This window comes from Microbacterium sp. Se5.02b (genome assembly GCF_019464375.1).
In the GTDB taxonomy this organism is placed as follows: Bacteria; Actinomycetota; Actinomycetes; order Actinomycetales; family Microbacteriaceae; genus Microbacterium.
In genome coordinates, this window is the sequence record NZ_CP080491.1 from 546,358 (window position 1) to 565,234 (window position 18,877).

Consider the following 18,877-nt stretch of genomic DNA (forward strand, 5'->3'; position numbering starts at 1 on the left):
CCCATGTGCGGCATCGTCGGAATGGTGGGCTCTGCCCCGGTCAATCAGGACATCTACGACGCACTCCTGCTGCTGCAGCACCGCGGCCAGGATGCGACGGGCATCGCCACCGCCGAGGTGAACGGTGTGATGCACAACGCCAAGGCGCAGGGCATGGTCCGCGAGGCGTTCCGCACGCGGGACATGCGGGCCCTGCTCGGCAACGTCGGCCTCGGTCACGTGCGTTACGCGACCAAGGGCACGGCGTCGAACGAAGAGGAGATGCAGCCGTTCTACGTGAACGCGCCCTACGGCATCATCCTCATCCACAACGGCAACCTCACCAACACGCGTGAGCTCACGGCCGACATGGCCAAGCGCGACCGCCGTCACCTCAACTCTTCGAGCGACACCGAGCTGCTGCTGAACGTGCTCGCCGGTGAGCTGCAGAACACGACCTCGACCGTCGACCTCGACCCCGAGCGCATCTTCGAAGCAGTGGCCCGAACGCACGAGCGCATCGAGGGCGCATACGCCGTCATCGCGGTGATCGCCGGGTACGGTCTGCTCGCGTTCCGTGACCCGTTCGGCATCCGGCCCCTGATCCTCGGTCGCCGTCCTTCGACGGTCCCCGGTGCGGAAGGCCGCGACGAGTGGGTCGTCGCGAGCGAGTCGCTCGTGCTCGAGAACGGCGACTACGAGGTCGTCCGCGAGGTCGAGCCCGGCGAGGCCGTCTTCATCACGAACGACGGCGAGCTGTTCACCAAGCAGTGCGCGGCCGAGACCTACCTGGCTCCGTGCGCATTCGAGTACGTCTACCTCGCCCGCCCCGACTCCGTGATGAACGGCATCTCGGTGTATGAGTCGCGTCTGCGCATGGGGGACAAGCTCGCCGACACGATCGCGAAGCATGTGCCGATGGACAAGATCGATGTGGTCATGCCCATTCCCGACTCGTCGCGCCCCGCGGCGATGGAGGTCGCCCGCAAGCTCGGCATCGAGTACCGCGAGGGCTTCTACAAGAACCGCTACGTCGGTCGGACCTTCATCATGCCGGGGCAGGCGGTGCGCAAGAAGAGCGTGCGCCAGAAGCTCAACGCGATGTCGACCGAGTTCCAGGGCAAGAACGTGCTCCTGATCGACGACTCCATCGTGCGGGGGACGACCTCCAAGGAGATCATCCAGATGGCCAGGGATGCCGGAGCCGCCTCGGTGACCTTCGCCTCCGCTGCTCCGCCCGTGCGGCATCCGCATGTCTACGGGATCAACATGCCGTCGCGCCACGAGCTCATCGCCCACGGACGGACGATCCCCGAGATCGCAGAGGAGCTGGGCTGCGACCACCTCGTGTATCAGGAGGTCGACGATCTCAAGGCCGCGATCACCGAGGGGTCCGTCCTGGAAGACCTCGACATGAGCTGCTTCGACGGCCGCTACGTCACCGGCACCGTCACCGATGAGTACCTGGCCTGGGTGGAGGGGTCACAGACCTCATGACGATGCCGAGCGCGCGACCGCTGTGGCAGGGTCGGGCTCTCGCACTCGTGGGGATCGTCCTGGTGGCGTTCTCGCTGCGATCGGCGGTCGCCTCGCTCTCACCCGTGATCGACCACGTCGCGGCCGAATTCCCGGTCTCTCCGGTCGCTGTCGGTCTGATCGGCGCTGCTCCGCCCGTGTGCTTCGCGATCTTCGGTCTGCTCACCCCGCTGTTCGAGCGCCGCTTCGGTCTGGAGCGGATGGCCGTGGCCGCGATCGTCCTGATGACGGCTGGCATGCTCCTGCGTGCATGTGCGCCGGAATCCTGGACGCTCCTCGGCGCGACCGCCCTGGTGTTCGCGGGCGTCGGGTCGGGCAACGTGCTCCTGCCGCCTCTGGTGAAGAAGTACTTCGCCGACCGCCTCGGCGTCATGATGACCGTCTACTCGTCGACGCTCGCCTTCTCCACCTTCCTGCCGCCTCTGGTCGCCGTGCCCGTCGCGGACTCGCTCGGGTGGCGGGTGTCGCTGGGGATGTGGGGCGTCGTCGCTGCGCTCGCGCTCGTGCCGTGGATGACGCTGCTGGTGCGCTCGCGCACCGCGCCTGCCGCGCAGCCCATGACAACCGAGCTGCTGATGCCGGATCCGACCGACGGTGTGGACGACCTGCGCGACGCGGTCGCCGCCGCGACGGGACCCATCACGACGCAGCCGGCCAGCGCCCGGGTGTTCGGCCGGCTGCGGCGCCTTCCGCTGGCCTGGTCGCTCGCATTCGTCTTCGGCACCTCTTCGACCATGGCGTACGTCGCGTTCGCCTGGCTGCCGACGATGCTCATCGACATCGGCGGCGTCACGCCGGCGACGGCGGGCTTCCTTTGTCGCTGTTCGCGCTCGTCGGTCTGCCGTGCTCGATGCTGGTCCCTGTGCTCGTCGTGCGTTTCCAGGCCACGCGGCCGCTGTTCTTCGTCGCCGTGGGCGCTGGACTCGTCGGCCTGCTCGGCCTGTTGCTGGTGCCGACCGTGGCGCTGCCGTTGTGGGTCGCGGTGTTCGGGCTCACCGCCATCATGTTCCCGCTGAGCCTCGTGCTGCTCAGCATCCGTGCCCGCACCCCCGAGAGCGCTGTCGCGTTGAGTGGATTCGTCCAGAGCATCGGGTACGGGATCGCCGCGATCTTCCCGCTGCTGGTGGGGCTCCTCCACGAGACGACCGACGGCTGGCAGGTGCCGCTGCTCGTGGTGATCGGGGTGCTCGTCGCGTCGATCCCCGCGGGCATCGTGGCCGGTCGCCGACGCACCGTCGAAGACGAGTGGGAGCGCCGCCACGGCCGCTGGTGAACGCGATCCAGCAGTCGTCATCGTCGCCGCCACCGCGCTCTGAGTTCTCGGAGCATGCGCCCGCATCCGGACACGACGAAACACCCGCACGTCGTGCGGGTGTTCCGGTCGAACAGAGAGGCGGTCAGGCCTTCTCTAGCTCGTCCTCGTCTTCGTCTTCATACTCATCGGCCCACTTGTCGACATATGCGTCTTCAGCGAGCGCGGACGAGGTTCGTCGTGGCGATCAGGTACGAACACCTGATCGCCATTGCGTACTTCTCCTCGATCGAGACCGATCGGTCGTCGTTCAAGACTCTCTTCAGGTCTTCCATGCGAAGGCCGGTCAGCTGCGAGATGTTCTGAGGGCTGAGGTGCAGTTCCGCGGTGAGTGACTCGACGATGGTCCTTAGACGGTCGTCGTCCCCGATCGTCAGTCCACTTGTGAGATGCACTGCGAGCGTGGAAAGACGCGCAGTCTCCCCTGCAGTGAGGGCCGGATGCGCTGCTCTCACGGTACTTACCTCGCCGTGCGCCGCCAAGAGCGACTGGAGTCTTGATTGCTCGATACCTGTGATCGTCTCGATCGCCAGGGCCGTGATAGCGCCTTCCGCGATGAGACGACGAAACTCGCCGAGGATGTTGATGCTGTTCGAGGACATGCGGGATCCGAGTCAGGGGTAGGTGTAAAGCGTGGCATTCGGTACGACGTGCGCCACGATCACGCCGGCCAGGTCCGCTGTTCCGGTCAGCGTCCCTGAGTATCGATGGTTATGGAGTTTGCTCGTGGGAGCCGTACCAGAGAACGCAAATACGGGGGTAAAGCCGCCGCCGAGTCCGCTGGACAGGTCGGTGATGTGGAACTGGCCGATGAAGCCTGTGGCAGGGCAGGTCATGTTGATGCCCCAGCTGTAGGTGCCGGCCGAGGCCGTGACGGTCAGGGTGCCGCAATTCGACGAATAGGTCACTCTAGGTGCAACTGTTCCCGCTTCAGGAATCGGCCCCTCGAGCATGGGGAACGTTGCTGATTCCCCGTCGCTGAGAGCCACCTGCTGTCCGCCGACATCCAGCAGGTAGTCGTTCTCAGCAGGCGCGTTCTCTCTCGCGTGTGTTCCACCGTCTGTTGCACGGGCGAGGGCAGGGGACCCTGCGCCTACCACGCTCAAAGACACCAATACCGCGGCGAGCCATACCTTGGCCTTGATCTTCACAATAACCTCCGGCTTATGAGTCCCGCCTCCACAAGCCTTGCTGGGTTCGCGCCCCAAGTCTGTCCCCTCTTCGGAGGACAAGCGCGTGCAGATGGTCGGAGGACTGGGCTGGGGCACGGTTGTGAGCGCGCAGGAGCCGAGGGCGCGATGTCGTCGACGCGTACGACGGATAAGTCATCGCACGCACTGCATGCATCCGTGCAAGGCGCAGAGCAGGACCGCATCCGGACACGACGAAACACCCGCACGTCGTGCGGGTGTTCCGGTCGAACAGAGAGGCGGTCAGGCCTTCTCTAGCTCGTCCTCGTCTTCGTCTTCATACTCATCGGCCCACTTGTCGACATATGCGTCTTCGTCGGTCGGGTGAGCCAGCTCGCGCTCGAGCGCGGAGTAGTTCACCGACGGACTGTACGCCTTGAGTTCGCGGGCGATCTTGGTGTGTTTCGCCTTCTGACGGCCACGGCCCATGCGCGAGACCCCCTCACGAGTTAAGCTGCGGGCTGTAAGGCCCGAGGCATTTCACGACACCGGCGCGAAGCCGGTAAGAGTAGCATTCAGAATAGCACGCGGGGAAGACGCTCTGGCTGAGGCCAGGCTGGTGAAGGGAACGATCTTCATGACCGACAGCACCTCCACTCCGTCCGATGAAGCCGCACAGAACGCGGCACTGCAGAAGGCCGTCATCGTCGGCATGCAGCTGGATCAGGACCCGCACGTCCTCGCCGAAGCCGTCCGCTACGCGCGGCTGCTCGGCGCGCCGCTCGTGGTCGCCCACGTCGACGTGACGCGTTTCGTGACCTACGAGGATCCGGATGGCTACGTCCACTCGGCTCCGATCGACATCAACTTCGACGCCGGTGCTGCGGAGTTCGAGGCCGTCGAGGCGGCCGCGGCGAAGCAGCTCCAGGGCACGGATGTCACCTGGACCGCGCGTCAGCTCGTCGGCGACCCGGCCCTGGCGATCAAGCAGCTCGCCCACCGGCTCGACGCTCAGCTGATCGTCGTCGGCACGCGCAAGCGTGGCATCGGCGAGTCGATCAGGGAGTTCTTCACGGGCTCTGTCGCGGCGCGGCTCGCGCATCGGCAGCATCGTTCGATCCTCGTGGTGCCGCTCGGCGAGTCGGTGCCGGACGAGCAGAAGGAGATCTGGCCGGACTAAGGGTGGCGCTCCGTACAGACGAGAGGCCCCGCCGACGAATCGTCGGCGGGGCCTCTCGTCTGCGCCGTCACCCCCATCGGATGATGATGCCGTGGCGCGCGGTGGACGCGACCTGCGGGAGCGATGGCGCCTCTCGCTCCTGCCGCGAGACCGCATCGTGGCGGATCTCCTCCTGAGGTCGCGGATGCGAGTCGGCGCCACCCGCCGGACCGGTCACGACCCGGTGGTGCTCAGAGCGACCGTCACGCCGCGCGCCGCGGTGTCGAGTGCCGACTCCAGGTCGGTCACGACGGACGACGGCAGCGTGCCGCCCTTGGCGATGTGCGTGCGCAGATCGGTGCGCACCCGCGCGCGGAACGCGTTGATGATCGCGTCGGCCCGATGCATCTCCTCGCGGCTGACGAGTCGGGAGTCGTCGGTGGCCGACCGCGGACGGCTCTTCGCGGCTGACCGATCGCCCTTCTCCGCCGCGGCCAGATCGGCGCGGAGGCTCTTCATCGCATCCTGCACGCTCTGGCGCACCTCGCTCGCGATCAGTCGTACCGAGTCGGTGATTCCGGCCTCGATGCCCGCGAGGTCGCCCTCGCGTGAGGCGAGCTCGGTGCGTCCGGCGTCGGTGATCGCGTAGATCGTGGTGCGGCCGTCGACGGTCTTGGTGACCAGGCCCTCCTCCTCGAGCTTCGCGAGTCGGGGATAGATCGTCCCGGCGCTCGGCGTGTACGTGCCGCCGGTGCGGTCGGTGAGCGACTGGATGATGCCGTACCCGTGCTGTGGCGCCTCGGCGAGGAGCGACAGCAGGTACAGGCGCAGGTCGCCGTGGGAGAAGACGGCGGGGCTCATGCTTCCCACTCCGCGTCTTCGGTGATCGACGCCGGGGTCCGGCGCAGCACGGTGACGCCGCCGGAGACCGAGTTCGCGCGCAGATCGACGAAGCGTCCTGCGAGCTCACCGGTCGTCCCCGTGTAGTTGCTGGGGCCGGAGGAGCTGCGCTCGACGCCGTCGATCAGCAGGCGTCCGCTGAGCGACCGGATGACGTAGTTCGCGGCGAGCGACTCGTCCAGTCGCACCGTGGTGCCGCCGGAGACCGAGTTGATGTTGATGGTGTTCACGTCGCCGGCAGCATCCACGAGGGTCGAGCCCGAGACGATGTCGACCGTGGCGCGACGCACGGCACCGGTGACCGCCACGTCTCCGGACACGCTGTTCGCGCTGATCGAGCCGGTGAGACCACGCACCTGCACGTCACCCGAGACCGAGTTGACCGTGAGGTCGCCGATCAGGGTGTCGACGATGATGTCACCCGACACGGTGTTGAGGCGGGCGTCGTTGCGCAGGCCCGACACCAGGGCGCCGGCGCTGACGACGCCGAGGTTCAGGGCGATCGCGCGGGGGACGGCGACGCTCACCTCGGCGCGGGGGCCACCGGAGCCGAAGTTGCGGAACACTTCGAGGAAGTTGTCCCAGCCCAGCTGCGGGTGGTCGATCTCGACCTCGCCGTCATGGGACTCGATGCGCAGGTCTTTGGTGGTGACGCCGTGCACCTCGATGCGGATGCCCGGTTCGTCGTGGGCGATGATGTCGACCTGCCCTCCGACCAGGCCCACCTTGAGCCGCGTGACGGATTCGATGTCGATGACGCGTTCCTCGCCCGGGGCGATGAGCCACTTCTCGGTCATGTGTGCTTCTCCTGTGTTGGGATCACGATATATCGTGTCTGGCCACCATAACACGATATATCTCGATGGTGTCAAGGGGCATCCACGAAACTCCCAGCCCCCGCCCCGCCCGCCCCACCCTCCGCGATGGTCGCGAGTGCACGGGGAAGCGCCGAGCGCACGGCTTGTCGTCGTGAACAGCCCGTGCGCTCGACAACAAGCCGTGCACTCGGAGGCTCGAAAGGGGGAGAAGAGGTGTTGACATTGACGTTGCGTCAACTTCTAGAGTCGGGGTGACAACGGAGAGGGGGAAGGGACATGGAGAGAGACGACTGGTCGATCCAGGAGATCGCGCGGTTGGCGGGCACCACGAGCCGCACGCTGCGCCATTACGACGACATCGGGCTACTGCCGCCGACACGCGTGGCCGCCAACGGCTACCGGCACTACGACAGCCAGGCGCTCGTGCGCCTGCAGCGCATCCTGCTGCTGCGAGACCTCGGCCTCGGGCTGCCCCAGATCGCCGAGGTGCTCGGCGCCGCAGCCGGTCACGGCTCCGCCCGGACCGAGGCATCCGCTCTCGAGACCCACCTCGCGCTGCTGCGCGAGGAGCAGGCACGGCTGGCGCGGCAGATCGCGTCGGTCGAATCCACCATCACGGCATTGAGAGGAGGTGAGAACCTCATGGCAGAGAACATGTTCGACGGCTTCGACCACACCCGGCACAAGGAGGAGGTCGAGGATCGTTGGGGCAAGAAGGCCTACGCCGACAGCGACCGCTGGTGGCGCGGGATGACCGACGCCGAGCGTGCCGACTGGCAGCAGCGCGTGTCCGACCTCGGGCGCGACTGGATCGCCGCCGCGGAGAGCGGCATCGACCCCGCATCCGCCGAGGCTCAGGATGTCGCGCGACGTCACGTCGAGTGGCTCACGGGCATTCCCGGCACGCCCGCGGCCGCGCCAGGCGGCGACGTCAAGGCGTACGTGATCGGTCTCGGCGAGATGTACGTCGCGGATCCGCGCTTCGGCGCGAACTATGCGACGTCGTCCGGCGGGACGGAGGGTGCGGAGTTCGTCCGCGACGCCCTCCGCATCTACGCGGAGCGCACGCTCTAGCGTCGAAGGCCCTCGTGCACACGACCCCCTCGGGCGCGGTCGTGTGCACGGGGCCCTCGTGCATCCCGGCCATTCCTGCGCCCGGCCGCTCGTACACAAAGGCGCCGCTCGTGCGCAAGGGGTGCGTCGCGGGGAGGGATGCGGCGTAGGGTCGGGGACCATGACGGGGAGCACGAGAGACAGCGCTGTCGCGTCATCGCTGTTCACGGCGGCGGCAGTGGCCTACGGCGCCAACTGCACGCTCGGGGCATCGGTCGCCGCGCGCCTGATCGACACCAGCCGCTTCCGCTGGCTGCACCACGCGCTCTACATCGTCACGTGCACGGCCGTCGCCGCGGCCGTCGCGGTGGGCTGGTCGGCAGGACCCCGTTCCTCTGGTCGACGAGCCGCGGTCGCCCTGCTTCCCGCGGCGGCCCCCTCGCCGCGATCCCCTCTCTCGGAAGCCACGGCCGCCGGCATCCTCTCACCGCGCTCGCCGCGGCCCTTTCCTCGTCGCGGGGCTGATCCTCGCGCATCGTCCCGCCGACCGGAAGTGACCGCATGGAACTGCTCGACGCCATCCGCCGCCGTAAGACCACGAACGGGCCGTTCCTCCCCGACCCGGTCTCCGAGGAGCATCAGCGCATCCTCCTGGAGGCGGCCGGCCGCGCGCCGTCGCAGTTGAACAGTCAGCCGTGGCGGTTCGTGGTGATCGAGAACCGCGACACGATCGAGCAGATCGCCCGCATCTCCGGCGAGAGCATGACCGAGGCGATGTCGAACGGCACGTTCTTCGAGCGCTACAAGCCGTACTTCCGGTTCAGCGAGGCCGAGATGGAGCAGAAGCGCAGCGGGATGCTGTTCGACAAGCTCCCCGCGGCGCTGCGGCCGTTCACGAACCAGGTGTTCACCAAGCGGGGGCAGACGCTGATGAACACGTTCGGGGTGCCCAAGACGCTCGGTGCCGAGAACCGGAGACTCGTCGCTGGGTCCCCACTGCTGCTCGGGGTCATGCTCGATCGGAGCGAGTACCGCCCCGGACAGCTGTCGTCGTTCTACTCCGTGTTCAGCATGGGAGCTGCGATGGAGAACGTCTGGCTCACCACGGGCGCGCTGGGCATGGGCATCCAGTTCATCTCGTTCCCCATGGAGGTGCCCGGTCGCTGGGACGAGATCGTGCGACTGCTCCACGTGCCGGACGACCTCGAGCTCATGGCCGTCTACCGCCTCGGATACCTGCCTCCGGAGCAGCGTCGTCCCGCGATCGACTGGTCGAGCAGTCAGCGCAAGCTGGTCTCGCAGTACGTGTTCCGCGAGGACTGCGACACCCCTCAGCAGGGGTGGGACGAGCCGCTGCGCTGAGGCGCCGCCTTCGTCGCGTCAGCGGTCGGACGTCTGGGGCACCTCCGGCAGGTCGCGCAGAGCCGGGCCCTCGATCCTCGTACCGTCCGCGGCGAAGCGCGACGCGTGCAGGGGACAGTCCCACGTGCATTCGGCGTCGTTCCAGTCGAGCACCCCGCCGAGGTGCGTGCACACGGCGCTCACGGCGCGCGTCACGCCGTCGACCGTGGAGATGCCGACCGGACGACCGCCGCGATTCGCCACGACACCCTCGCCTTCGCCAGGGCGGGGCACCGGAACACGGCGTCCCTCGGCCTCGACCCAGCCCGTGGTCGCCGCCGCCGCGACCTTCCCGCCCTCGACGGCACCGCGTGCGAGGTCGGCGGGGACGGTCAGCCGCGTGCCGAGGCGGATCATCCACGACGGGCGATCGCTTCGTCGCGTGCCGATGATCTCCTCGGTGAGGCGCAGCGCGGCGGCCGGGGCGTTCGACAGCCCCCACTTGGCGTATCCCGTCGCGAAGCGGATGCGCCCGAGGCCGCGAGGCAGAGCGCCGACGAACGGGATCAGGTTGTGCGACTGGTAGTCCTGCGCAGACCAGCGGTGGGTCTCCTCAGCGTCGGGGAAGTGCAGGCGCGTCCACGAGACGAGGTCTTCGATCGCCGCCGCCTCACCGTCCGAGCGGCCGACGGGATGGCCGTTCCCGCCCACGACGAGCTGGGCCGTCTCCCCGGGGCCATCGGCAGGAGAGACCGGCCGGATCGACCGCGTCGGGCCGTCGGCGGAGATGAACGTGCCATCGGGGACCCCACCCGGGACACGGAAGGAGACGCACGAGGAGCGCAGCCCCTGCACCTTGGAGAAGTAGAGTCCGCGGTCGAGGATCGGCGTTCCGGTGGCGAGCACGATGTGCTCACCGAACAGGGGCCCGGCCGCCGTCTCGATCCGACCGTCGGGGAGGGCGTGCGCGCCGGTCACGCGGACGCCCGTGTGCAGCGTCCCTCCGCCCGCCAGGAACTCCGTCGCCAGCGCATGCGCCACCGCCACGGGGTCGATCGCCACCTGAGCGTCGAGTGCCACGGCACCTGCAGCCGGGAAGGTGGTCGAGAGTTCATGCTGTCGGAGCAGACGGGCATCCAGGCCGGCCTCGCGGGCAGCGGCGTGCTGATCGCTCACGGCGCGCATGCCCTGGGCGCTCTGCGCATACGTGTGGTCGGTCCTGCGGGTGTAGGTGATGCCCGCGGTGTCGGCGAATCCGAGGAGCCAGTCCATGCCCGCACGGTTGGCGTCGACGTATGCCCGCACGAGCGACGCGGGGTGATGGCGACGGATCGTGGCGAGCTGTGTGCCCTGCAGGAGCGAGAGCTTGCCCGTGTTGCCGCCCGAGGCGAGCTCCGCGACCTGCCCGGCCTCGACCACCGCGACGTCCAGGCCGGCCCTGGCGAGCATCACGGCTGTCGAGAGACCGGTGAGTCCGGCGCCGACGATGACGACGTCGTGACGTGCGCCCGCGTCGAACGGGGATCCGGCTGGCAGGGTCTGGTCGAGCTTCCACAGGGGCCTCATGGCAGCAGTCAACGTCGGAGAGGGGACGGACTCCACGCCCCTGACATCGCGCCGGCCCGCTGACAGGCGCTACTACAGTGGCGAACGTGAACCTCCGTCGCCTCTTCCTCGTCGCCATCGGCGGCACGGTCGGAACGGCGGCGCGGCTCGGTCTCGGACTCGTGCTCCCCGACGGCGGCTTCCCGGCCGCGGTGCTCGTCGCCAACGTGGTCGGGTCCTTCCTGATCGGGGTGCTGGCGGCACGGCTGCCGGCGACGGCAGACCTGCGGCTGCTGCTGGGCACCGGGGTGCTCGGCGGTTTCACGACGTACAGCGCCTTCACGACGGGCACCCTGTCGCTGTGGGTGCACGAGCCCCTGCTCGCCTTCGCCTACGCCGTGGGCAGCCTCGTGCTCGGACTCGGCGCTGCGACGCTCGGGCTCCGCGTCGGCAGGCCGCGGACGGGGGCTGCGACGTGAGCCCGCTTCTGTTCCTCGGCGCCGCGCTCGCCGGAGGCATCGGTGCGGCGCTGCGGTACGTCGTCGACCGCGGCATGGCTCGGCTCGCCGGACGCCGCTTCCCGTGGGGCACCCTCGTGGTCAACGTCTCCGGCTCGTTCGTCCTCGGCCTCGTCACCACGGCGCTGCCCGATGCGGTGGTCCTGCTGGGAGCGGGCCTCCTCGGCGGATACACGACCTTCAGCACGGCCATGCTCGACACGGTGGCCCTGTGGCGTGACGGGGAGCGGCCGGCATCGGCGTTCAACGCCCTCGGCATGCTGCTGTCCGGCCTGGTGGCCGCGGGCCTCGGCCTGGCTCTCGGCGCCGTCCTGTAGTCGAGGAGCCCGACGCTCCCAGCATCCTCACAAACCGGAAATGTACAAACGTACATGTACGGATGTTCGAGGGGGCGGGATGAAGCAGGCCACACGCCGCAGACGGAACCCCGAGGCGCGACGTCGGGAGATCGTCGCCGCCGCATCCGAGCTCATCGTCGAGGTGGGCGCCGAGGCGGTCACGCACCGCAAGGTCGCCGCGCGCGCAGGCGTGCCGCTCGGCGCGACGACCCAGTACTTCGACACCCTCGACGACCTCCGTGGCGCGGCCTTCCGCGCGCTCGCCGATGAGGTCGATGCGCGCCTCGACGGGGTCAGGCAGACGCTCGCCGAACGGGGCGACAGTCCCGAGGTGATCGCCGCCCTCGTGTTCGAGAGCCTCGATGACCACCATGCGCTCCAGGCCGATCGTGCCGTGGTCACCGCCGCCGTGCACGACCCCCGGCTGCGCGAACTCGCGCGCCACCTCTCGGACCGCCTCGTCGAACTGCTCGAGCCCTCCTATGGCGAAGATCGTGCCAGAGCGGCGATGATCTTCATCGACGGCGTGATGTGGAGCATGCAGATCCGCGACACCCCTCTCGAACAGTCCTTCATCGAGACCGCACTGGCGCGGATCCTCGGAGATTCCGTCTCCACCCCCTCCGCCGCGACAGCCACACCCTGACACCGAGGACACCGCCTTGTCGAAACTCGCCATCCTGAGCCTGAAGAACCGCGCGCTCATCGCCCTCATCACCATCGTTGCGGCGGTGTTCGGCGGACTCGCGCTCACGAACCTCAAGCAGGAGCTCATCCCCTCGCTCGAGCTCCCGGCGCTCGTCGTCATGACGACCTACCCCGGGGCATCACCCGAGGTCGTCGAGAACGATGTGTCGACGCCGGTCGAGTCGGCCATCCAGGGGGTGCCGGGGCTCGAGTCGACCACCGCGACCAGCACGACCAACGCCTCGATCGTGCAGGCGATGTTCGCCTACGGCACGAACCTCGCGACGGCGGAGCAGAAGATCCAGCAGGCGATCAACCGGATCTCGTCGCAGCTGCCCGAAGACGTGACCCCGCAGGTGCTCTCGGTGTCCATCGACGACTTCCCGGTGATCCAGGTCGCCGTCACCGGATTCGAGGACGCCGACAACGCGCAGGCCGAACTGGAGTCCGTCGCGATCCCCGACCTCGAAGACGTCGACGGGGTCAATGCCGCCGAGATCGTGGGCGGCGTCGGTCAGCGCATCAGCATCACTCCGGATGTCGCGAAGCTCGCGGCGGAAGGGCAGAGCACACAGGCGATCAGCAACGCGCTGCAGCAGAACGGCACGCTCTTCCCCGGTGGCGACATCACCGAGAGCGGCCAGACGCTCACGGTCCAGACCGGGGCGAAGATCACCTCCGTCGACGAGATCGCCGCCCTCCCGCTCGTCGGGACGGCTCTGACCATCGGCGATGTGGCGACCGTCGTGCAGGAGTCCGATCCCGTCACATCGATCTCGCGCGTCGACGGTGAGGACGCCCTGTCGATCTCGATCACGAAGCTGCCGGCCGCCAACACGGTCGAGGTGTCGAACGGCGTGATCGCCGCCCTCGACGAGATCGGCGAGGCCTTCCCCGACGCCGAGTTCACGATCATCTTCGACCAGGCCCCGTTCATCGTGCAGTCGATCGAGACGCTGGCGACCGAAGGCCTGCTCGGCCTGGTGTTCGCGGTGATCGTGATCCTGGTGTTCCTGCTCTCGATCCGCTCGACGCTCGTCACCGCGATCTCGATCCCGACCAGCGTGCTCATCACGTTCATCGGGCTGCAGGCGTTCGGCTACTCGCTCAACGTGCTGACCCTCGGCGCCCTCACGATCGCGATCGGTCGTGTGGTCGACGACTCGATCGTGGTGATCGAGAACATCAAACGCCACTATGTGGGCGACGCCGACAAGGGCGATGCGATCCGCCTCGCCGTGCGCGAGGTCGCGATGGCGATCACGGCATCGACCATCACGACGGTCGCGGTGTTCCTGCCGATCGTGTTCGTCGGCGACATGGTGGGCGAGCTGTTCCGTCCCTTCGCCATGACCGTGACCATCGCCATGGTCGCCTCGCTCCTGGTCGCCTTGACGATCGTCCCGGTGCTCGCCTACTGGTTCCTCAAGCCCGGCAAGCCGCTGCTCGACGAGCACGGGAACCCCATCGACCCAGAGCACCCCGATGCGCCGCCGACGCAGTTGCAGCGGGTGTACCGCCCGATCCTCGGCTGGACGCTCAAGCACTCCGGCGTCACGGTGATCCTCGCCGTCGTGGTGCTCGGCGCCACGCTCGCGGCCGCGCCGCTGATGAAGATCAACTTCCTCAGCGACTCGGGCCAGAACACCATGACCGTGACGCAGGATCTGGGCCCGACAGCGAGCCTGCAGACGAAGTCCGATGCCGCGGTCGAGGTCGAGGACGCCCTGCTCGACATCGACGGCATCGAGCACGTGCAGGCGTCGATCGGCACGAGCGGCTCCGCGCTCAGCGACGCCTTCTCCGGCGGCGCCGGCGTCACCTACTCGGTCCTGACCGACGGCGATGCCGACCAGGAGAAGCTGCGGGCCGACGTCCAGGACGCGATCGACGGACTCGGCGACGACGTGGGCGAGGTGTCGGTCGCGGCATCGGCCGGCTTCGGGTCGAGCGACATCGAGATCACGGTTTCGGCTCCGAACGGCGACGACCTGCAGACCGCGACGACCGCGCTCGTCGAGGAGCTCGACGGACGTGCGGGTGTCGGACAGGTGACCGACAACCTCGCCGCGTCGCTGCCGTACATCGCGGTCGTCGTCGACAGGGAAGCCGCCGCCCAGCGCGGGCTCTCCGAGGTCGCCGTCGGCTCGATCGTGTCGAACACGATGCGACCGCAGCAGGCGGGGTCGGTCGAGATCGACGACACCGCCCTGACCGTCTACATCGTCACGCCGAACCCGCCCACCACGGTCGACGCGCTCAGGACGCTCGCGATCCCGACCCCGCTCGGCGTCGTGCAGTTGCAGGACATCGCGACCGTCGAACAGCGCAACGGGCCCACCTCGATCACGACCGAGCAGGGGCGTCGCACCTCGACCATCACGGTGCCGCCGGCGTCGGACAACCTCGCCACCGCGACGCAGTCGGTGAACGAGGCGCTCGCCGCGGTCGATCTGCCGGACGGCGCCTCGGCCGAGGTCGGCGGTGTCGCCTCGCAGCAGGCCGACTCGTTCTCGCAGTTGGGCTTGGCGATGCTCGCGGCGATCCTGATCGTCTACGTGGTCATGGTCGCGACGTTCAAGTCGCTGCGCCAGCCGCTGCTGCTGCTCGTGTCGGTGCCGTTCGCGGCGACCGGTGCGATCCTGCTGCAGATCGTCACGGGCGTGCCGCTCGGGGTCGCCTCGCTGATCGGTGTGCTGATGCTCATCGGCATCGTGGTGACGAACGCGATCGTGCTCGTCGACCTCGTGAACCAGTATCGGGAGAAGGGTCTGTCGACCATCGAAGCGGTGAAGGCCGGTGGCGAGAAGCGTCTGCGGCCCATCCTCATGACCGCGCTCGCCACGATCTTCGCACTGACCCCGATGGCGCTCGGCATCACCGGGCACGGCGGCTTCATCTCGCAGCCCCTCGCCATCGTCGTCATCGGCGGCCTGATCTCGTCGACCGTGCTCACGCTGATCGTGCTGCCGACGCTCTACAACCTCGTCGAAGGGGCGAAAGAGCGGCGGGCCGCGCGCCGTGCCGGTGGCTCGGATGCGGGAGGGACCCCGGCGCCGCACGCTCCGACCGGACCCGAGGTGCCCGGCGCCGCTGCCGCATCCGGACCGGTGCTGATCGACGCCTCGGGCCTGCCGCTCGCACCGCAGATCACCCGGCGCGAACTGCGCGAGCGCGGGGAGTAAGGGCGAACCACGCTGCGGTCTCGTGCGAAGGCACAGACCGCAGCGCGAGGGCCGGCGAGTCGACCATCGACTCGCCGGCCCTTTGTCATGCGGACACCGTCCCGCCTTGGCGGAGAACCCGATCCCGGCTCAGCGTGCGCGTCGGCGGACGCCGATGAGGCCGCCGCCGATGAGGAGGAGCAGCGCGGCGACCCCCGCGGCGGCGAGCGGTGCCTCCGATCCGGTCGTCGCCAGACCACGTCCGTCCGCTGCGTCGGACACGACGGCGGTCGTGCCGCCGCCGGGGTGGGTGCCGTCGCCGGGATCGGTGCCGCCATCGGGCGTGGTACCGGGCGTGGGGAGCGGCACCACGATCGGCTCCCGCAGCGACGTCCATGCGTCTGCAGTGCGGTTATGGAACGTCGAGGGTCCGCCACCGTCGAGAGTGCGCCGCAGGAAGGCGCCGATGCCGTACTCGCCGTCGTCCGTGAGGACCCCCGCCGGGACGCGGATCGTCACGCCGAACGAGTTGTCGGTGTAGCGCATGCTCTCCCGATAGAGCTGCCCGTACCGCGTCTCTCCGCTCGTGGCGATCCATTCGCGGTGGCCTTCCTCTCCGGGAGCCCAGCTCCCGGCGGCGAAGAGCCCGACGTCGAGGGAGTAGCTGTGACCCTCTTCGTCCTGGGGCATCTCGAACCCTGCGCCGGTCACCCAGATCGAACCACCGCCTTCCGGTGTGAAACCGGCCAGCGGTCGCGCGCTGAGCTGCGGTCGGCCCGTGGCGGCGACCACGGTGTAGGCGACCGCGTCGGTGCGGACGCTGATGCCCGCCTGGGTCGTCGCGACGCCCCGCAGCAGCGTGTCGTGATCGCCGAGGGTCGCCGCCGGCAGCGTGAAACTGTCTTTGGCCCCCAGTTGCAGGCGTCGGTATTCGGTGCCGGGAACCGTCGTCCACGTGCGTCCGTCGTCCGTGCTGCGCTCCACGGCGAACTGCTTCGCGACCGGCATGCCGTCGGAGGTGAAGGCGAACGTCGGTCGCGTGCCCTCGATCGCATGCACCGGAAGCGGCTGCCCGGTGAGTTCGAGCGCACGGTAGGTCGTCGTGCGTACGTAGAAGTGACCGGTCACCACCGTGCCGACGGCATTCGTCCCGGTGAGCCGGATGAACCGGTCGTGCAGGGTCGCCCGGTCCACGGAGTCCACGCGCCAGGTCGGGGAGTTCTGACCGGTGACCGGGGTGTAGGGGCCGCCCGGTTCGGGAGCCGTCTCCCACTGATAGGAGTCGGCGCCGTCGATCTGCGCCGTGAACGTGACGGGGTGGCCTTCGACGAGCGGGCGGTCGCGGTCGATGCCGACGTGCGTGCGCACCAGCGGTATCTGCGCCGGTTCGTCCTTCTCGCCGAGCGTGATCACGATCGGCGAGCCGGCCTTCTCGCGGTCGCTCGGGCCGCCCGAGGTGTGCCAGTAGCTCTCGAGCTTCGTCTCGTAGTGGAAGTCGACGAAGCTCTCGGGCCAGGCACCCCATCCGGGGAGCTCTTCGCGACAGCCGACGGGCGCCGGCCCGAGTCCGCGTCGCCCGCAACGGCGAGGGGCGCGTAGTCGACACCGGTGAAGTCGGGCGTCAGGGTGAGCGTCTCGCCGGAGATGACGACATCCGAGAAGGTCGCGACGGTGGCCGTGCGAGCCGGCACCGGAGACTTCGTCGTGGGATCCGACATCGAAGACGCCCACCCTCCGACCGTGGCGGTGAGCGTCGCGGTGCCGTCGCCGGGGAAGGTGAGCTTCGGGTCCTTGATCCACCACGGCACCATGCCGCCGTAACCGTTCGCCTGTGCCGCGCCCGTCCATTGCAGCATGCCGGAACCGCTGGCCGCATCGATCGTGCCGCGTCCGGCGTTGAACTGCATGCGCTGACCGAGTTCCGTTCCGCGGGCGCCCAGGCACACGTTCTGACGCGTCACTGGAACCGCGGAGCCGTCGGCGAGCCGTTTGACGATGCGGACATCGCCCTGTGCGGCGGCGAAGTCGAGCTGCGTGCCGGCGGAGAAGAACCAGCAGCCGTCGCCCGCGGGGTTCGCCACCTGATGGAGGGCGTTCACACCCCATTCCAGGCGGACGTCGGAGTAGGCGTCGCTCTCCTCGGCGGCAGCCGCCGGATGGGGGATCAGGATGCCGGCCAGCAGTGACAGTCCAGCGAGCGCGGCGGCGAGGTGACGCCGTCGTCGATAGGGCATGGGAATGCTCCTCGGGGTGTGGGGAGATATGACCGGGAATCGATCGGTCCCACTATATTTAGGTAAGGCTTACCTAAGCAACCACGAGAGGAAGAGGTTCAGGAGAAGGCGATGCCCCAGTGCAGCGTCCACGACTCGTCGGTCGAGAGGCGGCGGATCCCGAGGCCGCTGTTGAGCGCGTCGGCCGGAGCGGTCATCGGCTCGATCGCCACCGCGAGGCGCTGACCCGGGTACGCGGGCGTCGTGTAGACCTGCACGTAGTCGAAGCCCTCGCCCTGCCAGAGGGTCACGCGGCGACCATCGGGCGCGGTCAGCGAGTGGCGGACGCGCCCGTCGGCGTCGCGGCCGAGATCCGTGAATCCGGTGTCGAGCGTCACCTCCCGAGGCGGACACCGTCTCGAAGAGCGGAGTCGACCGGGCGCGTGCCGGTGGGGAGCATCCGCTCGTCGGTCACGAACGCCGTCTCGGCGGGAACCCGCAGCACGAGGTCGTGCGGGTCGACGTCGCCGATGGTCACGAACGGATGTGTGCCCAGGGCGACCGGCGCGGAGGATACCGAACGATTGGTGAGCGTGTGCGTCACCTCGATGCCGTCCGGCGTGAGGGTGTACGTCGCCGACGTCTCGATCAGATAGGGGTAGCCGGTCTGCGGCACGATCGTCGCCCGCAGCACGGCTTCGGCATCGGTGTGCGAGACCTCGTAGGCCGTGAACCGCAGCAGGCCGTGACTCGCGTTGTGGAGCTTCGGTTCGGTGATCGCCAGCGTGCGCGAGGTACCGCCGTCGTCCCATTTCCCGTCGCGCACCCGGTTCGGCCACGGGGTGAGGACCACCCCGGAGCACGCCGGGGTGGGCTGGTCGAGGGATACGGCGGCACGACGTCGACGCCGCCGACGCGCAGCGCACGAAGCGATGCGCCGACCTGGGCGATCTGCGCCGTGACATCGCCGCGGTGGAGGGTGATCTGGGCGCCGGTGGGGGAAGCGGTACTCACCTCGTCATCGTACGGCCAGCCCCGGGTCGGCACTCTCCCAGGGGGACCAGGTAGTATCGAACGGTCGGCTTCGGACATCTGCGCGTTGGCGCGGACGTTTTATGTGTGTGAAGTGTGAGTCCAGGGGCCGATGGTGAGCGTCGCTCGACGCTAATCAACCATCACATGAA

At 68.6% G+C, this 18,877-nt stretch carries 21 protein-coding genes; 10 read left to right on the plus strand and 11 right to left on the minus strand.

What is annotated here, in order from left to right; all coding sequences use genetic code 11:
* Positions 1–3 precede the first annotated feature (3 nt).
* The 3 genes from purF to K1X59_RS22275 are packed head-to-tail and all read left to right on the plus strand — an operon-like array spanning position 4 to position 2,788.
* Positions 4–1,476 carry an amidophosphoribosyltransferase gene (gene purF, locus K1X59_RS02745; protein ID WP_183151777.1) on the plus strand — a complete coding sequence of 491 codons (1,473 nt, stop codon included), beginning with the start codon at positions 4–6 and terminating at the stop codon, positions 1,474–1,476.
* Positions 1,473–2,531, plus strand: coding sequence for an MFS transporter (locus tag K1X59_RS02750; RefSeq protein WP_309491617.1), 1,059 nt, complete (start codon positions 1,473–1,475; stop codon positions 2,529–2,531). The genes purF and K1X59_RS02750 overlap by 4 nt, the downstream gene beginning before the upstream one ends.
* A complete protein-coding gene (locus K1X59_RS22275) occupies positions 2,474–2,788 on the plus strand; it encodes a hypothetical protein (RefSeq protein ID WP_309491618.1) in 315 nt (104 codons plus the stop codon). Before K1X59_RS02750 ends, K1X59_RS22275 begins: the two co-directional genes overlap by 58 nt.
* Before the next feature lie 194 nt (positions 2,789–2,982).
* Here K1X59_RS22275 and K1X59_RS02755 read toward each other — a convergent pair whose 3' ends face one another.
* The 3 genes from K1X59_RS02755 to K1X59_RS02765 form a co-directional block, all read right to left on the minus strand.
* Positions 2,983–3,429, minus strand: a complete 447-nt coding sequence (locus K1X59_RS02755; RefSeq protein ID WP_183151778.1) for an HTH domain-containing protein — start codon at positions 3,427–3,429, stop codon at positions 2,983–2,985.
* A gap of 12 nt (positions 3,430–3,441) precedes the next feature.
* Positions 3,442–3,978: a hypothetical protein gene (locus K1X59_RS02760; RefSeq protein WP_183151779.1), complete on the minus strand. Its 537-nt coding sequence runs from the start codon at positions 3,976–3,978 to the stop codon at positions 3,442–3,444.
* Between the two features lie 282 nt (positions 3,979–4,260).
* Complete coding sequence (locus K1X59_RS02765) at positions 4,261–4,446, minus strand: DUF3073 domain-containing protein (protein WP_029263716.1); 186 nt, start codon at positions 4,444–4,446, stop codon at positions 4,261–4,263.
* A gap of 148 nt (positions 4,447–4,594) precedes the next feature.
* On the opposite strand from K1X59_RS02765, the gene K1X59_RS02770 reads away from it, so the two are divergent.
* A complete protein-coding gene (locus K1X59_RS02770; protein ID WP_220173903.1) occupies positions 4,595–5,137 on the plus strand; it encodes a universal stress protein in 543 nt (180 codons plus the stop codon).
* A 67-nt stretch (positions 5,138–5,204) separates the two neighbouring features.
* Here K1X59_RS02770 and K1X59_RS02775 read toward each other — a convergent pair whose 3' ends face one another.
* Genes K1X59_RS02775 through K1X59_RS02785 form a run of 3 tightly spaced genes read right to left on the minus strand, consistent with a single transcriptional unit; the run spans position 5,205 to position 6,813 of the window.
* On the minus strand, positions 5,205–5,354 hold the full coding sequence (locus K1X59_RS02775; RefSeq protein ID WP_220173904.1) for a hypothetical protein: 150 nt from the start codon (positions 5,352–5,354) through the stop codon (positions 5,205–5,207).
* Positions 5,351–5,977, minus strand: coding sequence for a PadR family transcriptional regulator (locus K1X59_RS02780; protein ID WP_183151780.1), 627 nt, complete (start codon positions 5,975–5,977; stop codon positions 5,351–5,353). Before K1X59_RS02780 ends, K1X59_RS02775 begins: the two co-directional genes overlap by 4 nt.
* Positions 5,974–6,813: a DUF4097 family beta strand repeat-containing protein gene (locus K1X59_RS02785; RefSeq protein WP_183151781.1), complete on the minus strand. Its 840-nt coding sequence runs from the start codon at positions 6,811–6,813 to the stop codon at positions 5,974–5,976. Before K1X59_RS02785 ends, K1X59_RS02780 begins: the two co-directional genes overlap by 4 nt.
* 297 nt (positions 6,814–7,110) lie before the next feature.
* Between K1X59_RS02785 and K1X59_RS02790 the strand changes: the two genes are divergently transcribed.
* Together K1X59_RS02790 and K1X59_RS02795 are read left to right on the plus strand one after the other, a co-directional pair.
* Positions 7,111–7,908, plus strand: a complete 798-nt coding sequence (locus K1X59_RS02790; protein ID WP_183151782.1) for a MerR family transcriptional regulator — start codon at positions 7,111–7,113, stop codon at positions 7,906–7,908.
* Between the two features lie 540 nt (positions 7,909–8,448).
* Entirely contained in the window at positions 8,449–9,249 is an 801-nt protein-coding gene (locus K1X59_RS02795; protein ID WP_183151783.1) for a nitroreductase family protein, read from the plus strand.
* 18 nt (positions 9,250–9,267) lie between these two features.
* Here K1X59_RS02795 and K1X59_RS02800 read toward each other — a convergent pair whose 3' ends face one another.
* Positions 9,268–10,794, minus strand: a complete 1,527-nt coding sequence (locus K1X59_RS02800) for an FAD-dependent oxidoreductase (RefSeq protein WP_220173905.1) — start codon at positions 10,792–10,794, stop codon at positions 9,268–9,270.
* 86 nt (positions 10,795–10,880) lie between these two features.
* Between K1X59_RS02800 and K1X59_RS02805 the strand changes: the two genes are divergently transcribed.
* The 4 genes from K1X59_RS02805 (at position 10,881) to K1X59_RS02820 (ending at position 15,501) form a co-directional block, all read left to right on the plus strand.
* Positions 10,881–11,252, plus strand: coding sequence for a CrcB family protein (locus K1X59_RS02805; protein WP_244632345.1), 372 nt, complete (start codon positions 10,881–10,883; stop codon positions 11,250–11,252).
* Positions 11,249–11,608 carry a CrcB family protein gene (locus tag K1X59_RS02810; RefSeq protein WP_183151785.1) on the plus strand — a complete coding sequence of 120 codons (360 nt, stop codon included), beginning with the start codon at positions 11,249–11,251 and terminating at the stop codon, positions 11,606–11,608. The genes K1X59_RS02805 and K1X59_RS02810 overlap by 4 nt, the downstream gene beginning before the upstream one ends.
* 79 nt (positions 11,609–11,687) lie before the next feature.
* Complete coding sequence (locus K1X59_RS02815; RefSeq protein WP_183151786.1) at positions 11,688–12,275, plus strand: TetR/AcrR family transcriptional regulator; 588 nt, start codon at positions 11,688–11,690, stop codon at positions 12,273–12,275.
* A 16-nt stretch (positions 12,276–12,291) separates the two neighbouring features.
* The gene (locus K1X59_RS02820) at positions 12,292–15,501 is read left to right on the plus strand and encodes an efflux RND transporter permease subunit (RefSeq protein ID WP_183151787.1); all 3,210 of its coding nucleotides are present in this window, start codon (positions 12,292–12,294) and stop codon (positions 15,499–15,501) included.
* Between the two features lie 129 nt (positions 15,502–15,630).
* Here the strand turns inward: K1X59_RS02820 and K1X59_RS02825 are convergent, their stop codons facing one another.
* From K1X59_RS02825 to K1X59_RS20665, 4 genes are all read right to left on the minus strand, one after another.
* Positions 15,631–16,893 carry a hypothetical protein gene (locus K1X59_RS02825; protein ID WP_183151788.1) on the minus strand — a complete coding sequence of 421 codons (1,263 nt, stop codon included), beginning with the start codon at positions 16,891–16,893 and terminating at the stop codon, positions 15,631–15,633.
* Positions 16,890–17,714 carry an HtaA domain-containing protein gene (locus K1X59_RS02830; protein WP_220173906.1) on the minus strand — a complete coding sequence of 275 codons (825 nt, stop codon included), beginning with the start codon at positions 17,712–17,714 and terminating at the stop codon, positions 16,890–16,892. Before K1X59_RS02830 ends, K1X59_RS02825 begins: the two co-directional genes overlap by 4 nt.
* Positions 17,715–17,812: 98 nt before the next feature.
* Positions 17,813–18,091, minus strand: a complete 279-nt coding sequence (locus tag K1X59_RS20660) for a hypothetical protein (RefSeq protein WP_244632346.1) — start codon at positions 18,089–18,091, stop codon at positions 17,813–17,815.
* Positions 18,088–18,546, minus strand: coding sequence for a hypothetical protein (locus K1X59_RS20665; RefSeq protein ID WP_258567039.1), 459 nt, complete (start codon positions 18,544–18,546; stop codon positions 18,088–18,090). The genes K1X59_RS20660 and K1X59_RS20665 overlap by 4 nt, the downstream gene beginning before the upstream one ends.
* Positions 18,547–18,877: the final 331 nt, after the last annotated feature.